Raw genomic sequence first — 18,384 nt, forward strand, 5'->3', positions numbered from 1 at the left:
GGGCCCCTGCCGTACTGCTTCGCTTGACGTACGACAGGGGCCCCACCCGAGCCCTCACGGCGTGGGAAGTCGGACGTCGTGCCGGGGTGCCCCGTCAGTGCCGGTCTGTATCGCTCCGCCTTTCCTTCAACCCCTAGGTCTGGGACACCGTCATGTCTGTTGAAGCGCACGCCAACTGGATCGGTGGGCGGCATGTGTCGGCGCCGTCGCACTATTCCGTCGTCAACCCCGCCACCGAGGAGGCCGTCGGGTACGCGCCCGAGTCCCGTGACGGGGATGTGAGTGCTGCCGTGGGCGCCGCGCGGGAGGCGTACGGGAGCTGGGCGCGGGTCGAGCCGCGGCGGCGGGCCGCCGTGCTGGAGCGCATCGCCGATCTCATCGACGCGCACGCCAAGGACCTCGTGCCGCTCGTGCAGGCCGAGACCGGCGCGACGATGCGTGTCGCGTCGACGATGCAGGTGCCGACGGCCGCGGACCGGTTCCGCCGGTACGCGCGCGGGGCGTTGGAGCCGACGGTCGTGCCGCTCGGACCGCATCCCGTGGGGGCCAGTGCACTGGCCCCCGCCGGGCTCATCGGCGCTGCCGCCGTGCGCCGTCCTGCGGGTGTGGTCGCATGTATCACCTCCTACAACTTCCCGATCGTCAATCTCGCAGGCAAAGTCGCCCCCGCCCTCGCCATGGGCAACACCGTCGTCGCGAAGCCCGCCCCGCAGGACCCGCTCGGCTGCCTGGAGCTGGGACCCCTGTTCCAGGAGGCAGGCCTCCCCGACGGGGTCTACAACGTGATCACCGGCTCCGGAGCGGCGGCGGGCGAGGCACTCGTCGCGCATCCGGACGTCGACATGATCAGCTTCACCGGATCGACCGCGGTGGGAAAGCGCATAGCCGAGTCCGCCGGCAGGCGTATGGCGCGCACCCTGATGGAACTGGGCGGCAAGGGCGCGGCCGTCGTCCTGCCCGACGCCGACGACCGGGCCCTGAAGTCGGCGGTCATGGCGGTGGGCTCGACCTGGTCCTTCCACAGCGGCCAGATCTGCACGGCGCCGACCCGCGTACTCGTACACCGATCGCAGTACGAGCAGGTCGTCGCCGGTCTCAAACACTACGCCTCGGCGCTGACAATCGGTGATCCTGTGGATAACTCCACCGTGGTCGGCCCGCTGATCTCCGCGGCCCAGCGCGACCGCGTCGAGGCGTACGTCGCCGGAGCGGTGGAGCAGGGCGCCAGGCTCGTCGCCGGAGGCGAACGGCCTGCCATCAAGCCGGGGTTCTACGTCGCGCCCACGCTGCTCGCCGACGTCCGGCCCGACATGACCGTCGCGCAGGAGGAGATCTTCGGCCCGGTGGTCGTGGCCCTCGCGTACGACACCGAGGACGAGGCCGTCGCGATCGCCAACGGCACCCCGTACGGCCTCTACGACTACGTCTTCTCCGCCGACTCCGCCCGCGCCTGGTCGCTGGCCTCCCGGCTGCGCAGCGGCAACGTCGGCATCAACACCGCGCAGCGCCACCCCGAGACGCCCTTCGGCGGTTTCAAGGAATCCGGCGTCGGCCGGGACGGCGGCTCGTTCGGCCTGCACGCCTACAGCGAACTCCAGTCGGTCGTCTGGCCGTCGTAACCCTCCGGACGCCGCCGTAAACCAGCCGCCGCAAAACCAGCGGTCCCAGACAAGGAGCCCCCCATGCGAGGCGTCATCTTCGACGGCAAGTCCCCCCAGGTCGTGGACGATCTCGAGGTCCGACCACCGGAGCCCGGCGAGGTCCTGGTCGCCGTCCGGGCCGCCGGGATCTGCCACAGCGACCTCTCCGTCATCGACGGCACCATCCCCTTCCCGCCCCCCGTCGTCCTCGGCCACGAGGGCGCCGGTGTGGTCGAGGCCGTTGGTGCCGGTGTGAGCCATGTGGCGCCCGGTGACCATGTGGCGCTCTCCACCATCGCCAACTGCGGTGCCTGCCCCGAGTGCCACGGCGGCCGTCCCACCATGTGCCGGCGCTCCTTCGGCAACCTCACCCAGCCCTTCAGCCGCGCCGGCGAGCCGCTGTGGAACTTCGCCGCGCTCTCCGCCTTCGCCGAGCGGACCGTGGTCAAGGCCGCGCAGGTGGTGCGGATCGACCCGGGGATCCCGTTCGAGTCCGCGGCCCTGATCGGCTGCGCGGTGCTCACCGGCGCCGGCGCCGTGCTCAACCGGGCGAAGGTCCGCGCCGGCGACACCGTCGTGGTGATCGGCGCCGGCGGCATCGGGCTCAACGTCCTTCAGGGAGCCCGGATCGCGGCGGCGTCCACGGTCGTCGCGGTAGATGCGAATCCAGCCAAAGAAGCGGTCGCCCGGCGCTTCGGCGCGACCCATTTCGTCGACGCGTCCGCCGCCGAGGACACCGCGGCCGCCGTACGGGAGGTGCTGCCGGCGGGGGCCGACCACGTCTTCGAGTGCGTGGGCCGGCCCGGACTCTTCCGGCTCGCGGTCGAGCTGCTCGACTGGCACGGCCAGGCGGTACTGCTCGGCGTACCGCCGGCCGGGTCCGAGGCCGCCTTCCCTGCCGCTTCGCTCTTCCTCGACAAGGCGATCCTGGGCTGCCGTTACGGCTCGTCGCGACCGCAGCGCGACATCCCGTTGTACGCCGGGCTGTACCGGAGCGGGCTGTTGCTGCTGGACGAGCTGGTGAGCGAGAGGTACCCGGTGGAGGAGTTCGGCAAGGCGGCGGAGGTGGCCGAAAGTGGCAGAGCGGCTCGAGTTGTGCTCACGTTCTGAACAAGTCTGAAAGTTATTGGTGCAGTTGCCGCTCGACTATTCCAACTCTCCGTGTACTTGTGGCCAGAGCTTGACTACGCCACGATCGCCTCGACCGTCTCCCTGGCAACCGTGGAAGGTGACACATGGAGGAAACCCCGCTCTGGCTGCAAGGCCGCGCCGCAGTGGTGGCGGCGGCCGACCCGGAGGACTGGCGCGAATCGGCGCCCGGGTACGAGAAGTCCCTCGAGCTGATGCCCCACCAGCGCACCCATCAGTTCGAGGCCGGCTCTCTCGAGGCGATCGTCGAGAGCATCGTGCAGGTCTTCGAGATGGAGGTCTCGCACAAGAAGGATCCGGCCACCTGGGTGTCGATGGTCACGGAGCACTTCCGTACCAACGTCAACGGCGGCGGCTGGGCGAGCGCCCAGGACATCGCCGAGACCGGCAGCTACAACATCCTCATCGGCGACAGCGCGTTCTACCGCAAGGACGAGAGCTTCGAGTCGTCCCACGAGGTGTTCCACCAGGCGTTCCCGAAGGGCTTCTTCTGGGAGGTCCTCGAGGTGCTGTCGCCGCCGCCCGTCGTCGCGTTCAAGTGGCGGCACTGGGGCAGTTTCGAGGGTGAGTACAACGGCTACGAGCCGGACGGCAGCACGATCGAGATGTTCGGGATGAGCGTCGCCAAGGTCAGCGACGACCTGCGGCTGCTGGAGGTCGAGCACTATTACGACCCGAACGCCTTCCTCGGCAAGCTCACCGGGGGCTGCCCGATCGCGCACGACAGCTGACTCGACGCGGCCGCCGAGCCGCGGTTCGTCGCTTCCACGGGGGACAGGCCACGGGGGACAGGTACGGGGGACAGGCCATCGGCGACAGCCCATGGGGACAGCCGGCGTACGGCCCGCGCACCCGGATCACCTCCGGGCACGCGGGCCGTACCCGTGCACGCGTCCCGCACTGCGAAACCCCGTCGCCGTCCCGCCCCGGATTGGGCTATACCTTTCGCCCGTGACCGCATCCAGCACCGGCCGCCGGGCGTCCGGCTCCCCGCCCGACGAGATACCCGGCGGGATCTCGACCGGGACACCCCACGAGTTCGCACCCGAGGCGCCCGCCGCCCGCCTGTGGAACCGCGACTTCCGCTGTTTCTTCGCCGCCCGCACCGTCGCCCGCTTCGGCGACGGCATGGTGCCGGTGGCGCTCGCCGCCGGGCTGATCGCCGCCGGATACGGCGCCTCGGCCGTCTCCCTCGCCCTCGGTGCGTGGACCGCCTGCTTCGCCGGGTTCGCGCTCTTCGGCGGCGTCCTCGCCGACCGCTTCTCGCCGCGCCGCGTGATGATCGTCGCGGACCTGATGCGCATGGCCGGCGCCGCCGTCCTCGCCGCAGACTTCGCGACCGGCGATCCGCATCTGTGGCTGGTCTTCACCCTTGCCGCCCTCGGCGGCGTCGGGGCCGCGCTGTTCCAGCCGGGCGTCGCCAGCACCATCCCCGCGGTCGCCCAGGACGTACAGGGGGCCAACGCCGTCATCCGGGTCTCCGAGGCCCTGATGGCGATGGCGGGACCGGCCACCGCCGGTGTGCTGGTCGGCTTCGGCGGGGCGGGCACCCTCTTCTCCGTGAACGCGGGCACCTTCGCGCTGAGCGCGCTCGCCCTCTTCCTGATGCGGATGGAGCGTCCGCGGCGGGAGCACAGCCGGTCGATGGCCGCCGATCTGGTGGAGGGCTGGCAGGAGTTCCGCGCCCACACCTGGCTGTGGAGCGTCATCGCCATCTGGACGGGCTTCGGGCTGCTCGCCATGGGCCCCTCGCTGCCGCTGACGGCCGTCGTGGTGACCGGAGAGCACAGCCCCACGGTGTACGGCGTGATGATGGCCCTGCTCGGCGCGGGCGACGCGCTGGGCGCCGTGCTCGCGATGCGGATCCGGCCGCGCCGGCCGCTGTTCGCGGGGGCGCTCGCCCTGTCGGGCTTCGCGGTCCATCTGCTGGCGCTGGGGCTCGACGCCCCGCTGTGGCTGCTGGGGGCGAGTTTCGTGTCGGCCGGTACGGGGTTCGGCTTCTGGCTGGTGATGTGGTTCACCACCGTGCAGACGCGGGTGTCCGCCGCGTCGCTGAACCGGGTCCACGCGTACGACGTGATGGGCTCGGTGACCATGGTGGCGGTCGGCCAGCTGCTGGCGGGCCAGGCCGCGGAGGTCTTCGGCGCCCGCGAGGTGCTGCTGGCGGGGGCGGTGGTCACGGTCGTGGTGATGGCGGCGCTGCTGTCCGTACGGCCGGTCCGCGAGCTGCGGTCGACGGGCGCGGTGAACCGGCAGGTGTGATGAATACCGGAGGGCCGCCGGGCGAAACCCTCTGGCCCGTCACCGGCCCCCCGATTACCGTCGACGGGTGTCCTACCGCTCCCTCGCCACCCGCCCCGTCCTGATCTGGTCCCTGGTCGCCGTCGCCGCCCGGCTGCCGGTGGCCATGGCGCCCCTCGCCGTGGTCTTCCTGGTGCGCGAGCGGCCGGGGGGCTACGGGCTCGGCGCGGTGCTCGCCGCGCTGTACGTCTTCGGCGAGGTCGTCGGCTCCGCCTTCCTCGGGCCCCGGGTGACGCCCGCCCGCGCGCGGAAAGGGCTGGCGGCGGGGCTCGCCGGAGGGGCGGCGGCGTTCGCGGGGCTCGGCCTGCTGCCCGGTGCGCATCCGGTGCTCCTCGGCGTACTGGCGACCCTCGCGGGCGCCTTGCCGGCCGCGGCGGCGGGCAGTCTGCGGATGCTGCTGCAGACGCAGCTGGACGAGAAGCAGATCGCGCCCGCGCTCAGCTTCGAGACGATGCTCAACTCCGGCGTCTGGGCGCTCGCCCCCGCCCTCACCGCCGTACTGGCCCTGCAGCTCGCCGCCCAGGCGCCGCAGCTGCTGGCCGCCGCGCTGATGCTGGCGGCGGCCGCCGGGATGTGGGCGCTGCCGGCGGGATGGGAGACGGACGAGTCCGACCGTGACGGCGCGTCGATGGTGCGTACCCTGCTGCGCGCCTGGCCGGTGTATCTGACCGGCTGCGCGGCGATGACCCTCCTCGCGCTCGCGGAGCTCGTCCTGCCCGCCCTACTGGAGCAGCGGGACATCGCCGTCGGGTGGAGCGGCCCGGTGCTCGCCGCCTTCGCGGCCGCGTCCGGCGTCGGCGCCTTCGTGTACGGGCTGCGCACCTGGCCCGGACGGCCCCGCACCCAGGGGACGGTCCTGCTGCTGGGTGTCGTGGCCTGTGTGACGGCTGTCGCGCTCGTCCCGGGGCTGGCGGGGATCGCCGTGGCGCTGACCGTCGCGGGCGCCCTGCAGTCCGGCGTGCTGATCACGCGGAACCTGCGGCTGCGCGAAACCATGCCCGCCAGCGCGCTGGGCGCCGGGTACTCCGTGATGTACGCGGCCTCCGGCGTCGGTTACGGCACGAGCGCCGTGCTGTCCGGGGTGATGCTGTCCTTTGCCAGCCCGTCCGTGGCGGTGCTGGTGGGTGTGGTCCTCACGCTGCTGTTCGCGGTGGCCGCCGAGGTGGGCGAGCGACGTCCCTCCGCGGCGACGGACGGCGCCCCTGCGGTACTCCCCCGCCGCGTCGGACGGCGCGCGGTGCCGCGTCAGGCGGCGGCCCCCGTACGGAAGGTGCGGCGGTAGGCGCTGGGCGAGACGCCGAGCGCCGCCTGCAGGTGCTGGCGCAGGGACACCGCCGTACCGAAACCGGCGTCCTCCGCGACCTGGTCCACCGAACGGTCCGTGTCCTCCAGCAGCTGGCGGGCCAGCTCCACCCGCTGCCGGATCAGCCACTGCCCCGGGCTCATCCCGACCTCCTCGCGGAAGCGGCGGGTGAAGGTCCGTACCGACATCGACTCCTGCTCCGCCAGATCGCGCAGCGCGATCGGTTCGTGCAGCCGGGCCAGCGCCCAGGCGCGCGCTTTCATCGTCGTCGCGAGCTGCGGCTCGGGCACCGGACGGCGGATGAACTGGGCCTGTCCGCCGTCCCGGTGCGGCGGGACGACGGTGCGCCGCGCCACGTCGTTGGCCACCGCCGTGCCGTGGTCGCTGCGGACCATGTGCAGGCACAGGTCGATGCCGGAGGCGACGCCGGCGGAGGTGAGGATGTCGCCCTCGTCGACGTAAAGGACGTCGGCGTCGAGCGTGACCTGCGGGAAGAGGCGGGCGAAGCGCTCGCCGGAGACCCAGTGCGTGGTGGCGCGCCGCCCGTCCAGCAGGCCCGCGGCTGCCAGCACGAACGCGCCCGTGCAGATCGACGCGATCCGGGTGCCGGGACGGATGCGGGCCAGCGCGTCGGCGGTGCGCGGGTCGAGGACGCCGCGGGTCTCCAGCTGCTCCTGGTCGTGCGAGGCCGGGATGATCACGGTGTCCGCCTCGGCGAGGGCCTCGGGGCCGTGCTCGACGTTGACGGTGAAATCGGCGTCCGTTCGTACCGTGCCGGGGGCGTACGAGCACGTCACGACCTCGTACAGCGACTCGCCGGCGGCGTTGCGGGACATGCCGAAGATGCGGTGCACGCTGCCGAGTTCGATCGGCAGCAGCTCGTCGCGGACGAAGACGGCCACACGGTGGCGGCCGGGGTGGCGGAAGACGGGGCCTGTCCTGGTGTCCATGGCTCGATTCTTTCACATCGTGTCCTTCGGGCCACTCGTTCGCGTTGATCCCGTACGGGAGGCTCATGGGCATGGCAATGACTGAGGACACCGTCCCCGCCGACTACCAGCCGCCGACTCCGGTCGCCCCTCGCCGGCCCGGCCGCGTGCACCGCGCCTGGCTGGTGGCCGCCGTGGGCTTCGTCACGATCATCGCCGCGGCCGCGTTCAACTCGCTGCCCGGCCTGCTGATCGACCCGCTGCACGAGGAGTTCGACTGGTCGCGCGGCACCATCGGCATCGCCGTCGGCCTCACGGTCGCGCTGTCCGGTCTGGCCGGCCCCTTCGCCGCCGCCCTGCACGACCGCTTCGGCATCCGCAAGGTGTGCGCGGTGGCGCTCTCCGTCATCGCGGCGGGCTCGCTGCTCAGCGTCTGGATGGCGTCCGCCTGGCAGCTCGTCCTCTACTGGGGCGTCCTCGTCGGCCTCGGCACCGGTTCGATGGCGATGGCCTTCTCGGCGACGATCACGAACCGCTGGTTCGTCGCGCGGCGCGGCCTGGTCACCGGTGTCCTGACCGCGGCCGGGGCCTCCGGCCAGCTGGTCTTCCTGCCGCTGTGCTCCTGGATCGTGGAGAACCACGGCTGGCGCCCCGCCTCGGTGACCGTGGCGCTGGCGGCGCTGGTCGCGGTGCCCTTCGTCTGGCTGCTGATGCGCGACCACCCGGCGGACGTGGGGCTGGCCCCGTACGGCTCGGACGTGTACGTCGAGAAGCCCGCCCCGCAGACGGGCGCCGCCCGGCGGACGCTGCGGGTGCTGCGCGACGCGTCGAGGACGGGGCCGTTCTGGCTGCTCGCGGGTACCTTCGCGATCTGCGGCGCCTCGACGAACGGGCTCATCCGCACGCACTTCGTACCCTCCGCGCACGACCACGGCATGCCCGTGACGGCGGCGGCGTCCCTGCTCGCGGTCATCGGGGTCTTCGACATCATCGGCACGATCGCCTCCGGCTGGCTGACGGACCGCTTCGACTCCCGCCGGCTGCTCGCCGTCTACTACGGCCTGCGCGGGCTGTCCCTGATGTTCCTGCCGATGCTGCTGGCCCCCTCCGTCCACCCGCCGATGCTCTTCTTCATCGTCTTCTACGGCCTGGACTGGGTCGCCACCGTCCCGCCCACCCTCGCCCTGTGCCGCGAGCACTACGGCGCCGACAGCGCGATCGTCTTCGGCTGGGTCCTTGCCTCGCACCAGGTCGGCGCGGCCCTGGTCGCCTGGCTCGGCGGCGTGGCGCGCGACGTGACGGGCTCGTACGACATGGTCTGGCTGATGTCGGGCGGCCTGTGCGCCCTGGCGGCGATGATGGCGCTCGTCATCCGCCGGGGGCGGAAGGAGGAGGAGCTGACGGGGGTCGCGGTGGCGTGAGGGCGTGAGGGCGTGAGGGTGTGAGGGTGTGAGAAGCGCCAGGCCCGCGTCAGCAGTCCATCGTGCCGAACCGGCCGCGATGGAAGAGCAGGGGCTGCGGGGAGCCGCCCGCGGAGGTCCCCAGCGCCTCCACGCGGCCGACCACGATCAGATGGTCGCCGCCCGTGTGCACCGAGTGGATGCGGCAGTCGACCCACGCCGGGGCGCCGGCCAGCCGGGGGGAGCCGGTGGCCGGGGCCGGATCGTGGGGGACGCCGGCGAACTTGTCGCCGCCGGAGACGGCGAAGGCGCGGCACAGCGCGTCCTGGTCCGCGCCGAGGATGTTGACGCAGAACGCGCCCGCCGCGGCGATCCGCGGCCAGGTCGTCGACGTACGGCCGACCATGAAGACGACCAGCGGCGGGTCCAGGGACAGCGAGGCGAACGACTGGCAGGCGAAGCCCGCCGGTCCCCCCTCGTCGCGGGCCGTCACGACCGTGACGCCGGTCGCGAAGTGGCCGAGGACGCGGCGGAACTCCGTCGTGTCGGCCGGTGCCCGCTCGTCGTCCCGTACGGCCCGCAGTATCGGCGGCGGAGCGGCCACGGGCGGCGCGGCGGCGGCGCGGGCGGCCGGGCGCAGATAGCGCACGGCCGCGGCCGCCATCCCTGCATGTCCCATCATGGGATCCAGTGAATCTGATGGAGCGTCAGATTGGAAGTCCTGGCCGGGGTCGCTCCTTTTTCGACGTCCCTTACGCCGACGCGAAGGTCGCCGTGTCGATGACGAAGCGGTAGCGGACGTCGCTCGCCAGCACCCGCTCGTACGCCTCGTTGATCCGGTCGGCGGAGATCACCTCGATGTCCGCCCCCAGCCCGTGCACGGCGCAGAAGTCCAGCATCTCCTGCGTCTCCGCGATGCCGCCGATCATCGAACCGGCCAGCGTCTTGCGCCCGCCGATCAGGGAGAACATGTTCAGGCTGCTCGGGTCCGCCGGCGCGCCGACGTTCACCAGCGTGCCGCCCGTCTTCAGCAGCGAGAGGTACGCGTCCAGGTCCAGGTTCGCCGAGACGGTGTTGACGATCAGGTCGAAGCTGCCCGCGAGCTGCTCGAACGTCGCCGGGTCCGACGTCGCGTAGAAGTGGTCCGCGCCGAGGCGCTCGCCGTCCGCCTTCTTGCGCAGCGTCTGCGACAGCACGGTCACGTCCGCGCCCTTCGCGTGCGCGATCTTCACGCCCATGTGGCCGAGGCCGCCGAGTCCCACGATGGCGACCTTCTTGCCGGGGCCGGCGTTCCAGTGCGTGAGCGGCGAGTAGAGGGTGATGCCCGCGCACAGCAGCGGCGCGGCCTCGTCCAGGGCGATGCCCTCCGGGATGCTCAAGGTGTAGTTCTCGTCCACGACGATGTGCGTGGAGTAGCCGCCGTACGTCGGCTCGCCGTCGCGGCCGGTGCTGTTGTACGTACCGACCATCCCCTTCTCGCAGAACTGCTCCAGCCCGGCGCGGCAGTTCTCGCACTCACGGCACGAGTCGACGAAGCAGCCGACGCCCACCCGGTCGCCGACCTGGTGCCGGGTGACACCGGCGCCGACGGCCGTCACGATGCCGGCGATCTCGTGGCCGGGGACCATGGGGAAGGCCGCGCCGCCCCACTCGTCGCGGGCCTGGTGGATGTCGGAGTGGCAGATGCCGGCGTACTTGATCTCGATCAGCACGTCGTGCTCGCCCACCGCCCGGCGCGGGATGCTGGTGCGCTCCAGCGGGGCTCCGGCGGCGGGGGCCGCGTACGCGGTGACGTTCTGTGTCTGTGTGCTCATGGCTCTCATCGTGCGGCACCGCGGCGGGCGCTGCCAGGAGCGCGATGTGCCTGGGCACGGCGTGACCAGCCACCAGAGGGCGGACGTGGCGGATACTCGGGTGTATGGGAGTGAAGCGAAGCACCGCGCTGGGCGAGTTCCTGCGCTCGCGCAGAGCCCGGATCCAGCCCGCTGACGTGGGGCTGGGCGATTTCGGCGGGCTGCGCCGGGTGCCGGGACTGCGGCGCGAGGAGCTGGCCATGCTGGCCGGGGTGAGCGTCGACCACTACATCCGGCTCGAGCAGGGACGCAGCGTCAACTTCTCCGAGGCCGTGCTCGACGCCGTGGCCCGGGTGCTGCAGCTGGACGACACGGAGCGTGAGCATCTGTACAACCTCGCGCGCCCGTCGACGGGCCCGGGATCGGCGTCCGACGAGATCGCCGGCCCGTGCGGCGCCGACGCGTCGTGCGTCGTCGCGTACGACGGGGCGGTCCAGGAGGTGCGGCCAGGGCTGCGCAGGCTGCTGGACGCGGTGGGCGATGTGCCCGCGTATGTCGTGGGCCCGCGCTCCGAGGTACTGGCCTGGAACGCGGCCGCGGCGGCCGTCTTCACCGACTTCGGCGCGCTGCCGGTCGCGGAGCGGAACTGGGCCCGGCTGACCTTCCTCGACGAGGGCATGCGCGATCTCTTCGACGACTGGACCGGCAAGGCCGAGGACATGGTCGCCTTCCTGCGGCTGGAGGCGGGCCGCCGCCCCGGGGACGCGGAGCTGTGCTCGCTGGTGGGCGAGCTGTCGATACGCAGCCCCGAGTTCGTGGAGCTGTGGGCGCGGCACGAGGTGAAGGACAAGACGCACGGGTCGAAGGTGCTGCGGCATCCCTTGGTGGGGGAGTTCGAGCTGTCGTACGAGACGCTGCGGCTGCCCTCCGACCCGGACCAGATGCTGCTGACGTACACGGCGGAGCCGGGGCCCGCCCAGGACGCGCTGCGGCTGGTGCTGGCGGCCAGCAGTCTGCGGGTCTCCTGACGTTCGCGTGGCGGGCCGGGGCGCTCGCGGAGGGATCAGCGGCCCTCGTACCTCGGTGAGCGGCGTTCGACGAACGCCCGCACGCCCTCCTGCGCGTCCTGTGTGGTCATGGCGGCCTCCACCGCCAGCGCCTCCGCGGCGAAGGCCGCCTCACGGGTGCTCTCCAGGGACGCGTTGACGAGCTGCTTCGCCAGGGCCAGGGAGCGGGTGGGACCGGAGGCGAGGCGCTCCGCCCAGTCGCGGGCGGTCTTGGCCAGCTCGGCGTCCGGAACGACCTGGTTGACCAGGCCGATGTGCTCCGCCTCGGCGGCGGACAGGGCGTCGCCGAAGAACATCAGCTCCTTGGCGCGCTGCGGGCCGACCAGCCGGGGCAGCAGGTAGGCGCCGCCGCCGTCGGGGACGAGGCCGCGGCGGACGAAGACCTCGATGAAGCGGGCCGACTCGGCGGCGAGCACCAGGTCGCAGGCCAGGGCGAGATGGGCGCCGAGGCCGGCGGCGGTGCCGTTGACGGCGGCCAGTACGGGCTTCTCGCAGTCCATGACGGCGGCGATGAGGCGCTGGGCGCCGCGGCGGATAGTACGGGCGATGTCGCCGGTGACGGGCTCGGGGTTGTCCCCCCGTCCCTGTTCCGGGCCGCCGCTCCGGAGGTCGGCGCCCGAGCAGAAGCCCTTGCCGGTGCCGGTGACGACCACGGCCCGGACCGCCGGGTCCGCCGAGGCGTCCGCCAGCAGCGCGATGACGCGTTCGCGCTGGTCGGGGGTGAGGGCGTTGAGGGTCTCGGGCCGGTTCAGGGTGATGGTCAGGACGGCGTTGTCAGTGGTGTGGAGTATCAATGAGTCCATGGGAGCCACGGGGAATCACCTGCACACCGCGAGCGCGTCGAGCGCCACGGTCCCCTGCCCGTGCGGCAGCACGACCAGCGGGTTGATATCCAGCTCGGCGAGCGAGTCGCCGAGCTCCAGCGCCATGCGCTGAACGCGCAGCACCACCTCGACGAGTGCCTCCACGTCCGCCGCCGGGGCGCCCCGCACCCCGTCGAGAAGTGCCTTGCCGCGCAGCCGGCCGAGCATGGAGCGCGCGTGCCGTTCGTCGAACGGCGGGATCCCGACGGCCACATCGCGCAGCACCTCGACGAGGACGCCACCGATCCCGACGGTGACCGTCGGCCCGAAGAGGTCGTCGTGGGACAGGCCGACCACCATCTCCACCCCGCGCTCGATCATCTGGCAGACCAGCACGCCGTCCAGCTCGACCGACTCGTACCGGGCGATGTCGGTGAGCTCGCGGTACGCCTCGCGGACCTGACTGGCCGAGGTGAGCCCGACCTTGACCAGGCCCAGCTCGGTCTTGTGGGCGAGCCGGGGCGCGGACGCCTTCATCACGACGGGATAGCCGACGAGGCCGGCGGCCCGTACGGAGGCGGCGGCGCTGGTCACCAGCTGCTCGCGCGGTACGCGGATGCCGTAGGCGCGCAGCAGCTGCTTGGCGGCGTGCTCGCTGAGCTGCTCGCCGGGGCGCATGAGCGCCCGTGCCTTACGGGCCGAGGGGGAGGGGGTGCGCGGTGCGTCGTCGAAGGGGGAGGTGTAGTCGCGGGTGAAGCGGTGGTGGTCCAGCCAGGCCCTGACGGAGGTGATGCAGTTGCCGAAGGTGCGGAAGACCGCGAGCCGGGAGGAGCCGAGCAGCGTGTGCCGGTAGGCGTCCTCGGTGCCGACGGGGGAGCCCCAGATCACGCAGATCAGCTTGTCCGTACGGGCCGCGGCCTCGGCCAGGTCGGCGGCCAGCCGGTCGCTCATCGGCGGGAAGGGGCCGGTGATGGGCACGATCAGCGTGCCGATCGCCGGATCGGCCAGGATCGCGTCGATGATCTTCCGGCCGCGCCAGTCGCCCACGGGGTGGCCGCCGCAGTCGACGGGGTTGGAGACGTCGAGATAGCCGGGGATCCAGGTGTGCAGCTCGGCCTGCTTCGCCTCGTCGAGGGTCGGCAGGGTGAGCCCGGCGGCGCTGGCCAGGTCGGCGAAGTGGGCGCCGGTGCCGCCGGAGATGGAGTACACGGCGACGCCCTCGGCCTGCGGGGGCCGGGCGCGGGCCAGCAGGGCGGCGGTGTCCTGCAGCTCGTCCAGCCCGTCGACGCGGATCACGCCGTACTGGCGCATGGCGGCGTCCACCACGGCGTCGGCGCCGGTGAGTTTGCCGGTGTGGGAGGCGGCGGTGCGGGCGCCCTTCTCGGTGCGGCCGACCTTCACCGCGACGACGGGCACGCCCCGGCGCGCGGCCTGGTCGGCGGCGAGGAGGAAGCTGCGGCCGTCCTTGAACCCCTCGGCGTACAGGGCGATCGCTCCGACCTCGGGCCGGTTGGCGAAGTACGACAGGAAGTCGGCGGTCTCCAGATCGGCCTCGTTGCCGGTGGGCGCCCAGTGGGAGAGCCGGATGCCCAGCTCCTGCAGGGTGAACACGGGCCGTCCCTGGTGCCCGGACTGCGTGATGAGGGCGATGGCGGGTCCGTCGAGGTCGTCGCGGAAGGACTCGAAGGCGTTGAGGTTGGTGTTGGGCCCGAGCAGCCGCAGCCCGCCGGCGTCCCGCACGGCGTCGGCCAGCTTCCGCTGCGCCGCGGCGCCCTCCGCACCGGTCTCGGCGAAGCCCGAGGCGAAGGCGACGGCGAACTTCACCTTCGCCTCGGCGAGTTCGGACACGAGGGGAAGGGGGTCGGCGACGAGCAGCACGGCGAGGTCGATGTCGCGGGCGAGCTCGCCGACCGCGGTCACGCACGGGAGCCCGAAGACGGTCTCCCGGGTGGGGTGTACGGGGTGCACACTGGCGCCCATCCGCTCGGCCCATCGCATCACCTGGCGCGTGATCCCGGTGTTGGGCCGCCCCTCGACGTCGGAGGCGCCGATCACGGCGACGGCCTCGGGCCGGAAGAACCGCTCCAGATCGGGCACGCCGGCGTACAGCGGCCGGCCACTGACGTCGACGGCGCCGTCGTCGACCCCGTCGGCGCGCTCCCGCACGGCACCCGTACGGGGCTCGGCGCAGGCGACGACGCGGGGGCGGGTGGTGAGGGTGCCGTGCGTGGATCCGAGCATCGTGTTCCCCACTCCTGACGGTGGCCGGTCGTCGGTGAGTCGTAATCTGACGCACTGTCAGATTACTGGGGCGGCAAGTTGTGAGGAAGGGGGCGGGCACGGATAGAGGGAGTCGGTGTGGGTGGGTGTGCCGTCGCGGCCGTCCGTTGGTCGCTGCCCGCTGTCGTCGCGGCCGACAACGGGCAGCGACCAACGGGCGGCAGGCGTCGACAACCGGTGACGGGCGAACCGCGGGCGAGCGCCCCTACGCGCGTCGGGAGCGGGTTACCGTGCGGGCGATTCGCTCCGCGTCCAGGGCGATTTCGCGGAGCATGCCGCTGATCGGGTTCGTGTACCCCGTGAAGTGCAGCCCCGGCGCGTCCGGGAGCGTGCGTGCCCCATGTGCGCGCGGTGCGCCGTGGGCGTCGAGGGCGTCGAGGTGGCCGACCAGGGGCTCCAGCCCGCGGCGGTAGCCCGTCGCCGCGATCACCACGTCCGGGGTGATCTCCGTGCCGTCGCCCAGGATCACGCGGTCCTTCGCGAAGGAGTGCACCGACGGCACGGGCAGCACCCGGCGCGACTGGACCGCCCGGATGAAGCCCACGTCCTGCACCGGGATCGCCCCCTCGAGCACCCGGGTGTACAGGCCGCTCGCCGGCCGGGGCAGGCCGTACTCGCCCAGGTCCGGCGTGCTCATCCGGTCCAGCCGCGCCGCGACGCGGTCCACGAACCGCACCGGGAGGCGCCGGACCATGATCCCGTTGCGCTGCGCCGGCCAGCCCAGCGTCGTGCGCCGCACGATGTGCGGCAGCGTGCGGACGGCGATCCGCACCCGCTTCGCGTCGCCCTCCGTCAGGTCCACGGCTATCTCCGTGCCCGTGTTGCCCGTACCGACGACCAGGACGTCCTGGCCCGCGAACGGCGCCGCGTTGCGGTACTCCGAGGCGTGCAGCACCGTGCCGCCGTACGTGTCCAGGCCCGGCCACTGAGGGAGATGCGGCGTGTGGTTGTGGCCCGTGGCGATCACGACCGTGGGTGAGTTGAGGACCCGGCCGCCCGTGGCGCGCAGCACCCAGCCGCCCCCGTCGGGGGCCCGGTCGACGCGGGTGACCTCCACCCCGGTGACGATCTCCAGCTCGTGGTGCTCGGCGTACGCGCGCAGATAGCGCAGCACGTCGTCGCGGGCCACCCAGCGCCCGTACGAGCGCGGGATCGGCAGGCCCGGCAGGCCGGACAGGGCCCGGGTGGTGTGCAGGTGCAGCCGGTCGTAGTGGCCCTGCCACGAGGTGCCGGCCTCCGCGCCCTTCTCCAGGACGACGGACCGGATCCCTCTGGCACGCAGCGCGGCGGCGGTGGCGAGCCCGGCGGGGCCGGCGCCGACGATGTGGACGGGGGTGACGTGCGTGAGGTCACCGGGCATGGACATGGGCCGAGAGTAGAGCACGCGTCAACTTCCGGGCAGGGTCTTCCGGCCCCTGGTCAACTGACGTACCGTCAGTCGTCGTTCGGCCCGGCTGCCCCGGCCAGGGCGGCAGCGGAGGTGCCGGACGGTCATGGTGACGGCTGCTGTTACGGCTGCCTCTACGGCGGAGGGCGAAGACGACTATGCGCACGATATGGCTCAGCGGCGCCGAATGGCTCGCCGTCCTGCGTGTCGGCCTCGGCCTGTGGTGGCTGGAGAGCTGGCGGCACAAGGACAAGAAGGGCTGGTTCGAACGGGGCACCGGGATCGCCTGGGCTGCGGACGTCGCGGCCAAGCACCGCTGGAACGCGGTACGCAGCGGCTTCGACGTCGTCGTCAAGCCCCGGCCGCGGACCATGGCGTACGTCGTCGTCTACGCCGAACTGGCCCTGGGCCTGGGGCTGGTGCTCGGCGCGCTGACCCCCGTCGCCCTGATCGCCGGGCTGCTGCTCAACCTCCTCTACTTCACCCTGATGATCCACGACTGGGCCGAGCAGGGGCAGAACCTGATGATGTCGCTCGCGTCACTCGTCTGCTTCTTCGGGATGAGCTGGCAGACGTGGTCGCTGGACAGTGCGTGGGGACTGTTCTGATGCGGTACGACGTGCCCGAGGCGGACGACTTCAGCAGTACCTACTGGGAGGCGGCGGCGGACGGCCGGCTGCTCCTGCGACGCTGCCTCGGCTGCGGACGCGCGCACCACTACCCGCGCGAGACCTGCCCCCGCTGCTGGAGCGAGGACGTCGTCTGGGAGGAGGCGTCCGGCCACGCCACGCTCTACACCTGGTCGGTCGTGCACCGCAACGACCTGCCCCCGTTCGGGGCCCGCGTCCCGTACACGGCGGCGGTGGTCGAACTCGCCGAGGGCCCACGGATGATGACGGAGCTCGTCGGCTGCACGGAGGGCGAGCTGCGGGTGGGGATGCCGCTGCGGGCGGACTTCCGCTCCGCGGCCGCGGGGGACGGGGTCGCGGTGCCCGTGTTCCGCCCCGGGTAGAGCGGTTCGCGGCTCAGGGCTGCTGCCAGCCCTGGGGCAGGCGGGCCGGGCGGGCGCGGAACCAGCGGTGTTCGGCGTACGCCAGGATGGTCGCGTTCAGCAGCATTGCCAGGAGCAGCGCCGTGTACAGGGCCGGGGTCGACCACCAGGTGGGGCCGTCCGACGGCTCGGGGATCAGTGCGAGGAACAGCAGGCCCGTCGGCAGGGTCGTGAAGATCGGGTAGATGGCCGCGAAGGACGCGTCCGCGTGCTGGGCGAAGAGGTCGTCGTACGCCAGGACGCCCATGGAGGCGAGGGCGAGGGCGAGGTAGGCCAGGGTGAGGGGGTAGGCGCGGAGGGTCTTCAGCTTGGTCATGGCCGTAGCCTCGCAGTGGCGTGGCCCGTGGGCCTGAGTACCGGTACTCAGCCTCTCACCTGCGGGTACTCAAGGCGCGAGTCGTCCCGTAGCATCCGCAGCGGAGGTGTGGATCAATGGCGGAGAACGGCGGCCTCGCGTCGGCCGAACTGCACGCGGAGGGGCTGCTGCTGCGGCCGTGGACGGACGCGGACTACGAGCCGGCCCTGCGCGGTATGAGCGACCCGGACTTCCAGCGGTGGAACCTCGCCGGCGGGCCGGAGCCCACGGAGGAGGGGGCGCGGCAGTTCCTGAAGACCCGGGCGCTGGGCTGGGAGCGGGGCGACACCTTCTCGTTCGCGGTCGTCGACCGCGCCACGGGCGCGGTGCTCGGGAACGTGGGCATCGGCAAGATCAGCCATGTGCACCGCAGCGGGATCATTTCCTACTGGCTGCTCCCCGAGGCCCGTGGCCGCGGCGCCGCGACGCTCGGGCTCGGCGCGGTGACCCAGTGGGGCTTCACGACGCTGGCCCTGCACCGGCTGGAGCTCGGTCACCACGTGGACAACGCCCCGTCGTGCGCGGTCGCGCAGCGCTGCGCGTACGCCGCGGAGGGCGTGCTGCGCGGTTACCTCATGGGCCGCGACGGCTTCGCCACGGATGTCCACCTCCACGCGCGTTTGTCTTCGGATCGGGTCGGCTGAGTTCTCTTGTCCGGGGGCTCCGCCCCCGGCCCCGTTCAGGGGTGGGGTGCCCTCGTCGGACTGACCTCGGGGCTTCGCCCCCGGGGCGGTTGGGGGTGGGTTGCCTGTCGGGATGGCTGGGGCGCATCGCCCCCTGCATACGTCTCGTCAAGGAGGGGTCGGTCGAGCGACGGGCCCAGGGAGACCGTTCCGGGGGTTTGCCCTGGGTGCTTCACGCTGGCTCCACTCAGGGGAGGGGCAGGCGAGTTGGCCGTCGGGATCGCTTCGGCTTCGCGCTGGGCC

At 72.4% G+C, this 18,384-nt stretch carries 17 protein-coding genes; 10 read left to right on the plus strand and 7 right to left on the minus strand.

The features are described from left to right. Positions 1-152: 152 nt before the first annotated feature. The 5 genes from AB0M28_RS04880 to AB0M28_RS04900 all read left to right on the plus strand — a co-directional run bounded on the left by AB0M28_RS04880 (position 153) and on the right by AB0M28_RS04900 (position 6,372). Positions 153-1,619: an aldehyde dehydrogenase family protein gene (locus AB0M28_RS04880; protein WP_365397809.1), complete on the plus strand. Its 1,467-nt coding sequence runs from the start codon at positions 153-155 to the stop codon at positions 1,617-1,619. Positions 1,620-1,682: 63 nt separating this feature from the next. Then, positions 1,683-2,750 carry a Zn-dependent alcohol dehydrogenase gene (locus AB0M28_RS04885; RefSeq protein ID WP_365397811.1) on the plus strand — a complete coding sequence of 356 codons (1,068 nt, stop codon included), beginning with the start codon at positions 1,683-1,685 and terminating at the stop codon, positions 2,748-2,750. Positions 2,751-2,875: 125 nt separating this feature from the next. Further along, complete coding sequence (locus AB0M28_RS04890) at positions 2,876-3,520, plus strand: SnoaL-like polyketide cyclase (protein ID WP_365397814.1); 645 nt, start codon at positions 2,876-2,878, stop codon at positions 3,518-3,520. Positions 3,521-3,740: 220 nt separating this feature from the next. Beyond that, on the plus strand, positions 3,741-5,051 hold the full coding sequence (locus tag AB0M28_RS04895) for an MFS transporter (RefSeq protein ID WP_365397817.1): 1,311 nt from the start codon (positions 3,741-3,743) through the stop codon (positions 5,049-5,051). A 67-nt stretch (positions 5,052-5,118) separates the two neighbouring features. Next, positions 5,119-6,372: an MFS transporter gene (locus AB0M28_RS04900; RefSeq protein ID WP_365397820.1), complete on the plus strand. Its 1,254-nt coding sequence runs from the start codon at positions 5,119-5,121 to the stop codon at positions 6,370-6,372. Here the strand turns inward: AB0M28_RS04900 and AB0M28_RS04905 are convergent. Continuing rightward, positions 6,336-7,343, minus strand: a complete 1,008-nt coding sequence (locus AB0M28_RS04905) for a helix-turn-helix domain-containing protein (RefSeq protein ID WP_365397822.1) — start codon at positions 7,341-7,343, stop codon at positions 6,336-6,338. The two genes, AB0M28_RS04900 and AB0M28_RS04905, sit on opposite strands and share 37 nt — an antisense overlap. Positions 7,344-7,414: 71 nt before the next feature. On the opposite strand from AB0M28_RS04905, the gene AB0M28_RS04910 reads away from it, so the two are divergent. Then, on the plus strand, positions 7,415-8,743 hold the full coding sequence (locus AB0M28_RS04910) for an MFS transporter (RefSeq protein ID WP_365397825.1): 1,329 nt from the start codon (positions 7,415-7,417) through the stop codon (positions 8,741-8,743). 49 nt (positions 8,744-8,792) lie between these two features. Here AB0M28_RS04910 and AB0M28_RS04915 read toward each other — a convergent pair whose 3' ends face one another. Both AB0M28_RS04915 and AB0M28_RS04920 read right to left on the minus strand, forming a co-directional pair. Then, positions 8,793-9,404, minus strand: coding sequence for a flavin reductase family protein (locus tag AB0M28_RS04915; RefSeq protein ID WP_365397828.1), 612 nt, complete (start codon positions 9,402-9,404; stop codon positions 8,793-8,795). A gap of 70 nt (positions 9,405-9,474) precedes the next feature. Further along, positions 9,475-10,536 carry an NAD(P)-dependent alcohol dehydrogenase gene (locus AB0M28_RS04920; protein ID WP_365397831.1) on the minus strand — a complete coding sequence of 354 codons (1,062 nt, stop codon included), beginning with the start codon at positions 10,534-10,536 and terminating at the stop codon, positions 9,475-9,477. Positions 10,537-10,640: 104 nt separating this feature from the next. Between AB0M28_RS04920 and AB0M28_RS04925 the strand changes: the two genes are divergently transcribed. After that, the gene (locus AB0M28_RS04925; protein WP_365397835.1) at positions 10,641-11,543 is read left to right on the plus strand and encodes a helix-turn-helix transcriptional regulator; all 903 of its coding nucleotides are present in this window, start codon (positions 10,641-10,643) and stop codon (positions 11,541-11,543) included. 35 nt (positions 11,544-11,578) lie between these two features. Here AB0M28_RS04925 and AB0M28_RS04930 read toward each other — a convergent pair whose 3' ends face one another. From AB0M28_RS04930 to AB0M28_RS04940, 3 genes are all read right to left on the minus strand, one after another. Next, the gene (locus AB0M28_RS04930) at positions 11,579-12,385 is read right to left on the minus strand and encodes an enoyl-CoA hydratase-related protein (protein WP_365397838.1); all 807 of its coding nucleotides are present in this window, start codon (positions 12,383-12,385) and stop codon (positions 11,579-11,581) included. A 15-nt stretch (positions 12,386-12,400) separates the two neighbouring features. Then, positions 12,401-14,626 carry an acetate--CoA ligase family protein gene (locus AB0M28_RS04935; protein ID WP_365397840.1) on the minus strand — a complete coding sequence of 742 codons (2,226 nt, stop codon included), beginning with the start codon at positions 14,624-14,626 and terminating at the stop codon, positions 12,401-12,403. 244 nt (positions 14,627-14,870) lie between these two features. Continuing rightward, a complete protein-coding gene (locus AB0M28_RS04940; protein WP_365398160.1) occupies positions 14,871-16,025 on the minus strand; it encodes an NAD(P)/FAD-dependent oxidoreductase in 1,155 nt (384 codons plus the stop codon). Between the two features lie 185 nt (positions 16,026-16,210). Here AB0M28_RS04940 and AB0M28_RS04945 point away from each other — a divergent pair, with 185 nt between their 5' ends. Both AB0M28_RS04945 and AB0M28_RS04950 read left to right on the plus strand, forming a co-directional pair. After that, the gene (locus tag AB0M28_RS04945; protein WP_365397843.1) at positions 16,211-16,660 is read left to right on the plus strand and encodes a DoxX family protein; all 450 of its coding nucleotides are present in this window, start codon (positions 16,211-16,213) and stop codon (positions 16,658-16,660) included. Then, the gene (locus AB0M28_RS04950; RefSeq protein WP_365397846.1) at positions 16,660-17,064 is read left to right on the plus strand and encodes a Zn-ribbon domain-containing OB-fold protein; all 405 of its coding nucleotides are present in this window, start codon (positions 16,660-16,662) and stop codon (positions 17,062-17,064) included. The genes AB0M28_RS04945 and AB0M28_RS04950 overlap by 1 nt, the downstream gene beginning before the upstream one ends. A gap of 13 nt (positions 17,065-17,077) precedes the next feature. Here the strand turns inward: AB0M28_RS04950 and AB0M28_RS04955 are convergent, their stop codons facing one another. Next, positions 17,078-17,419 (minus strand): hypothetical protein, encoded by a 342-nt coding sequence (locus tag AB0M28_RS04955; RefSeq protein ID WP_365397849.1) that lies wholly within the window; start codon positions 17,417-17,419, stop codon positions 17,078-17,080. Between the two features lie 116 nt (positions 17,420-17,535). On the opposite strand from AB0M28_RS04955, the gene AB0M28_RS04960 reads away from it, so the two are divergent. Further along, complete coding sequence (locus tag AB0M28_RS04960; protein WP_365397851.1) at positions 17,536-18,102, plus strand: GNAT family N-acetyltransferase; 567 nt, start codon at positions 17,536-17,538, stop codon at positions 18,100-18,102. The last annotated feature ends 282 nt before the right edge of the window (positions 18,103-18,384 follow it).

The organism is Streptomyces sp. NPDC051940 (assembly GCF_040680895.1).
Classification (GTDB): domain Bacteria; phylum Actinomycetota; class Actinomycetes; order Streptomycetales; family Streptomycetaceae; genus Streptomyces.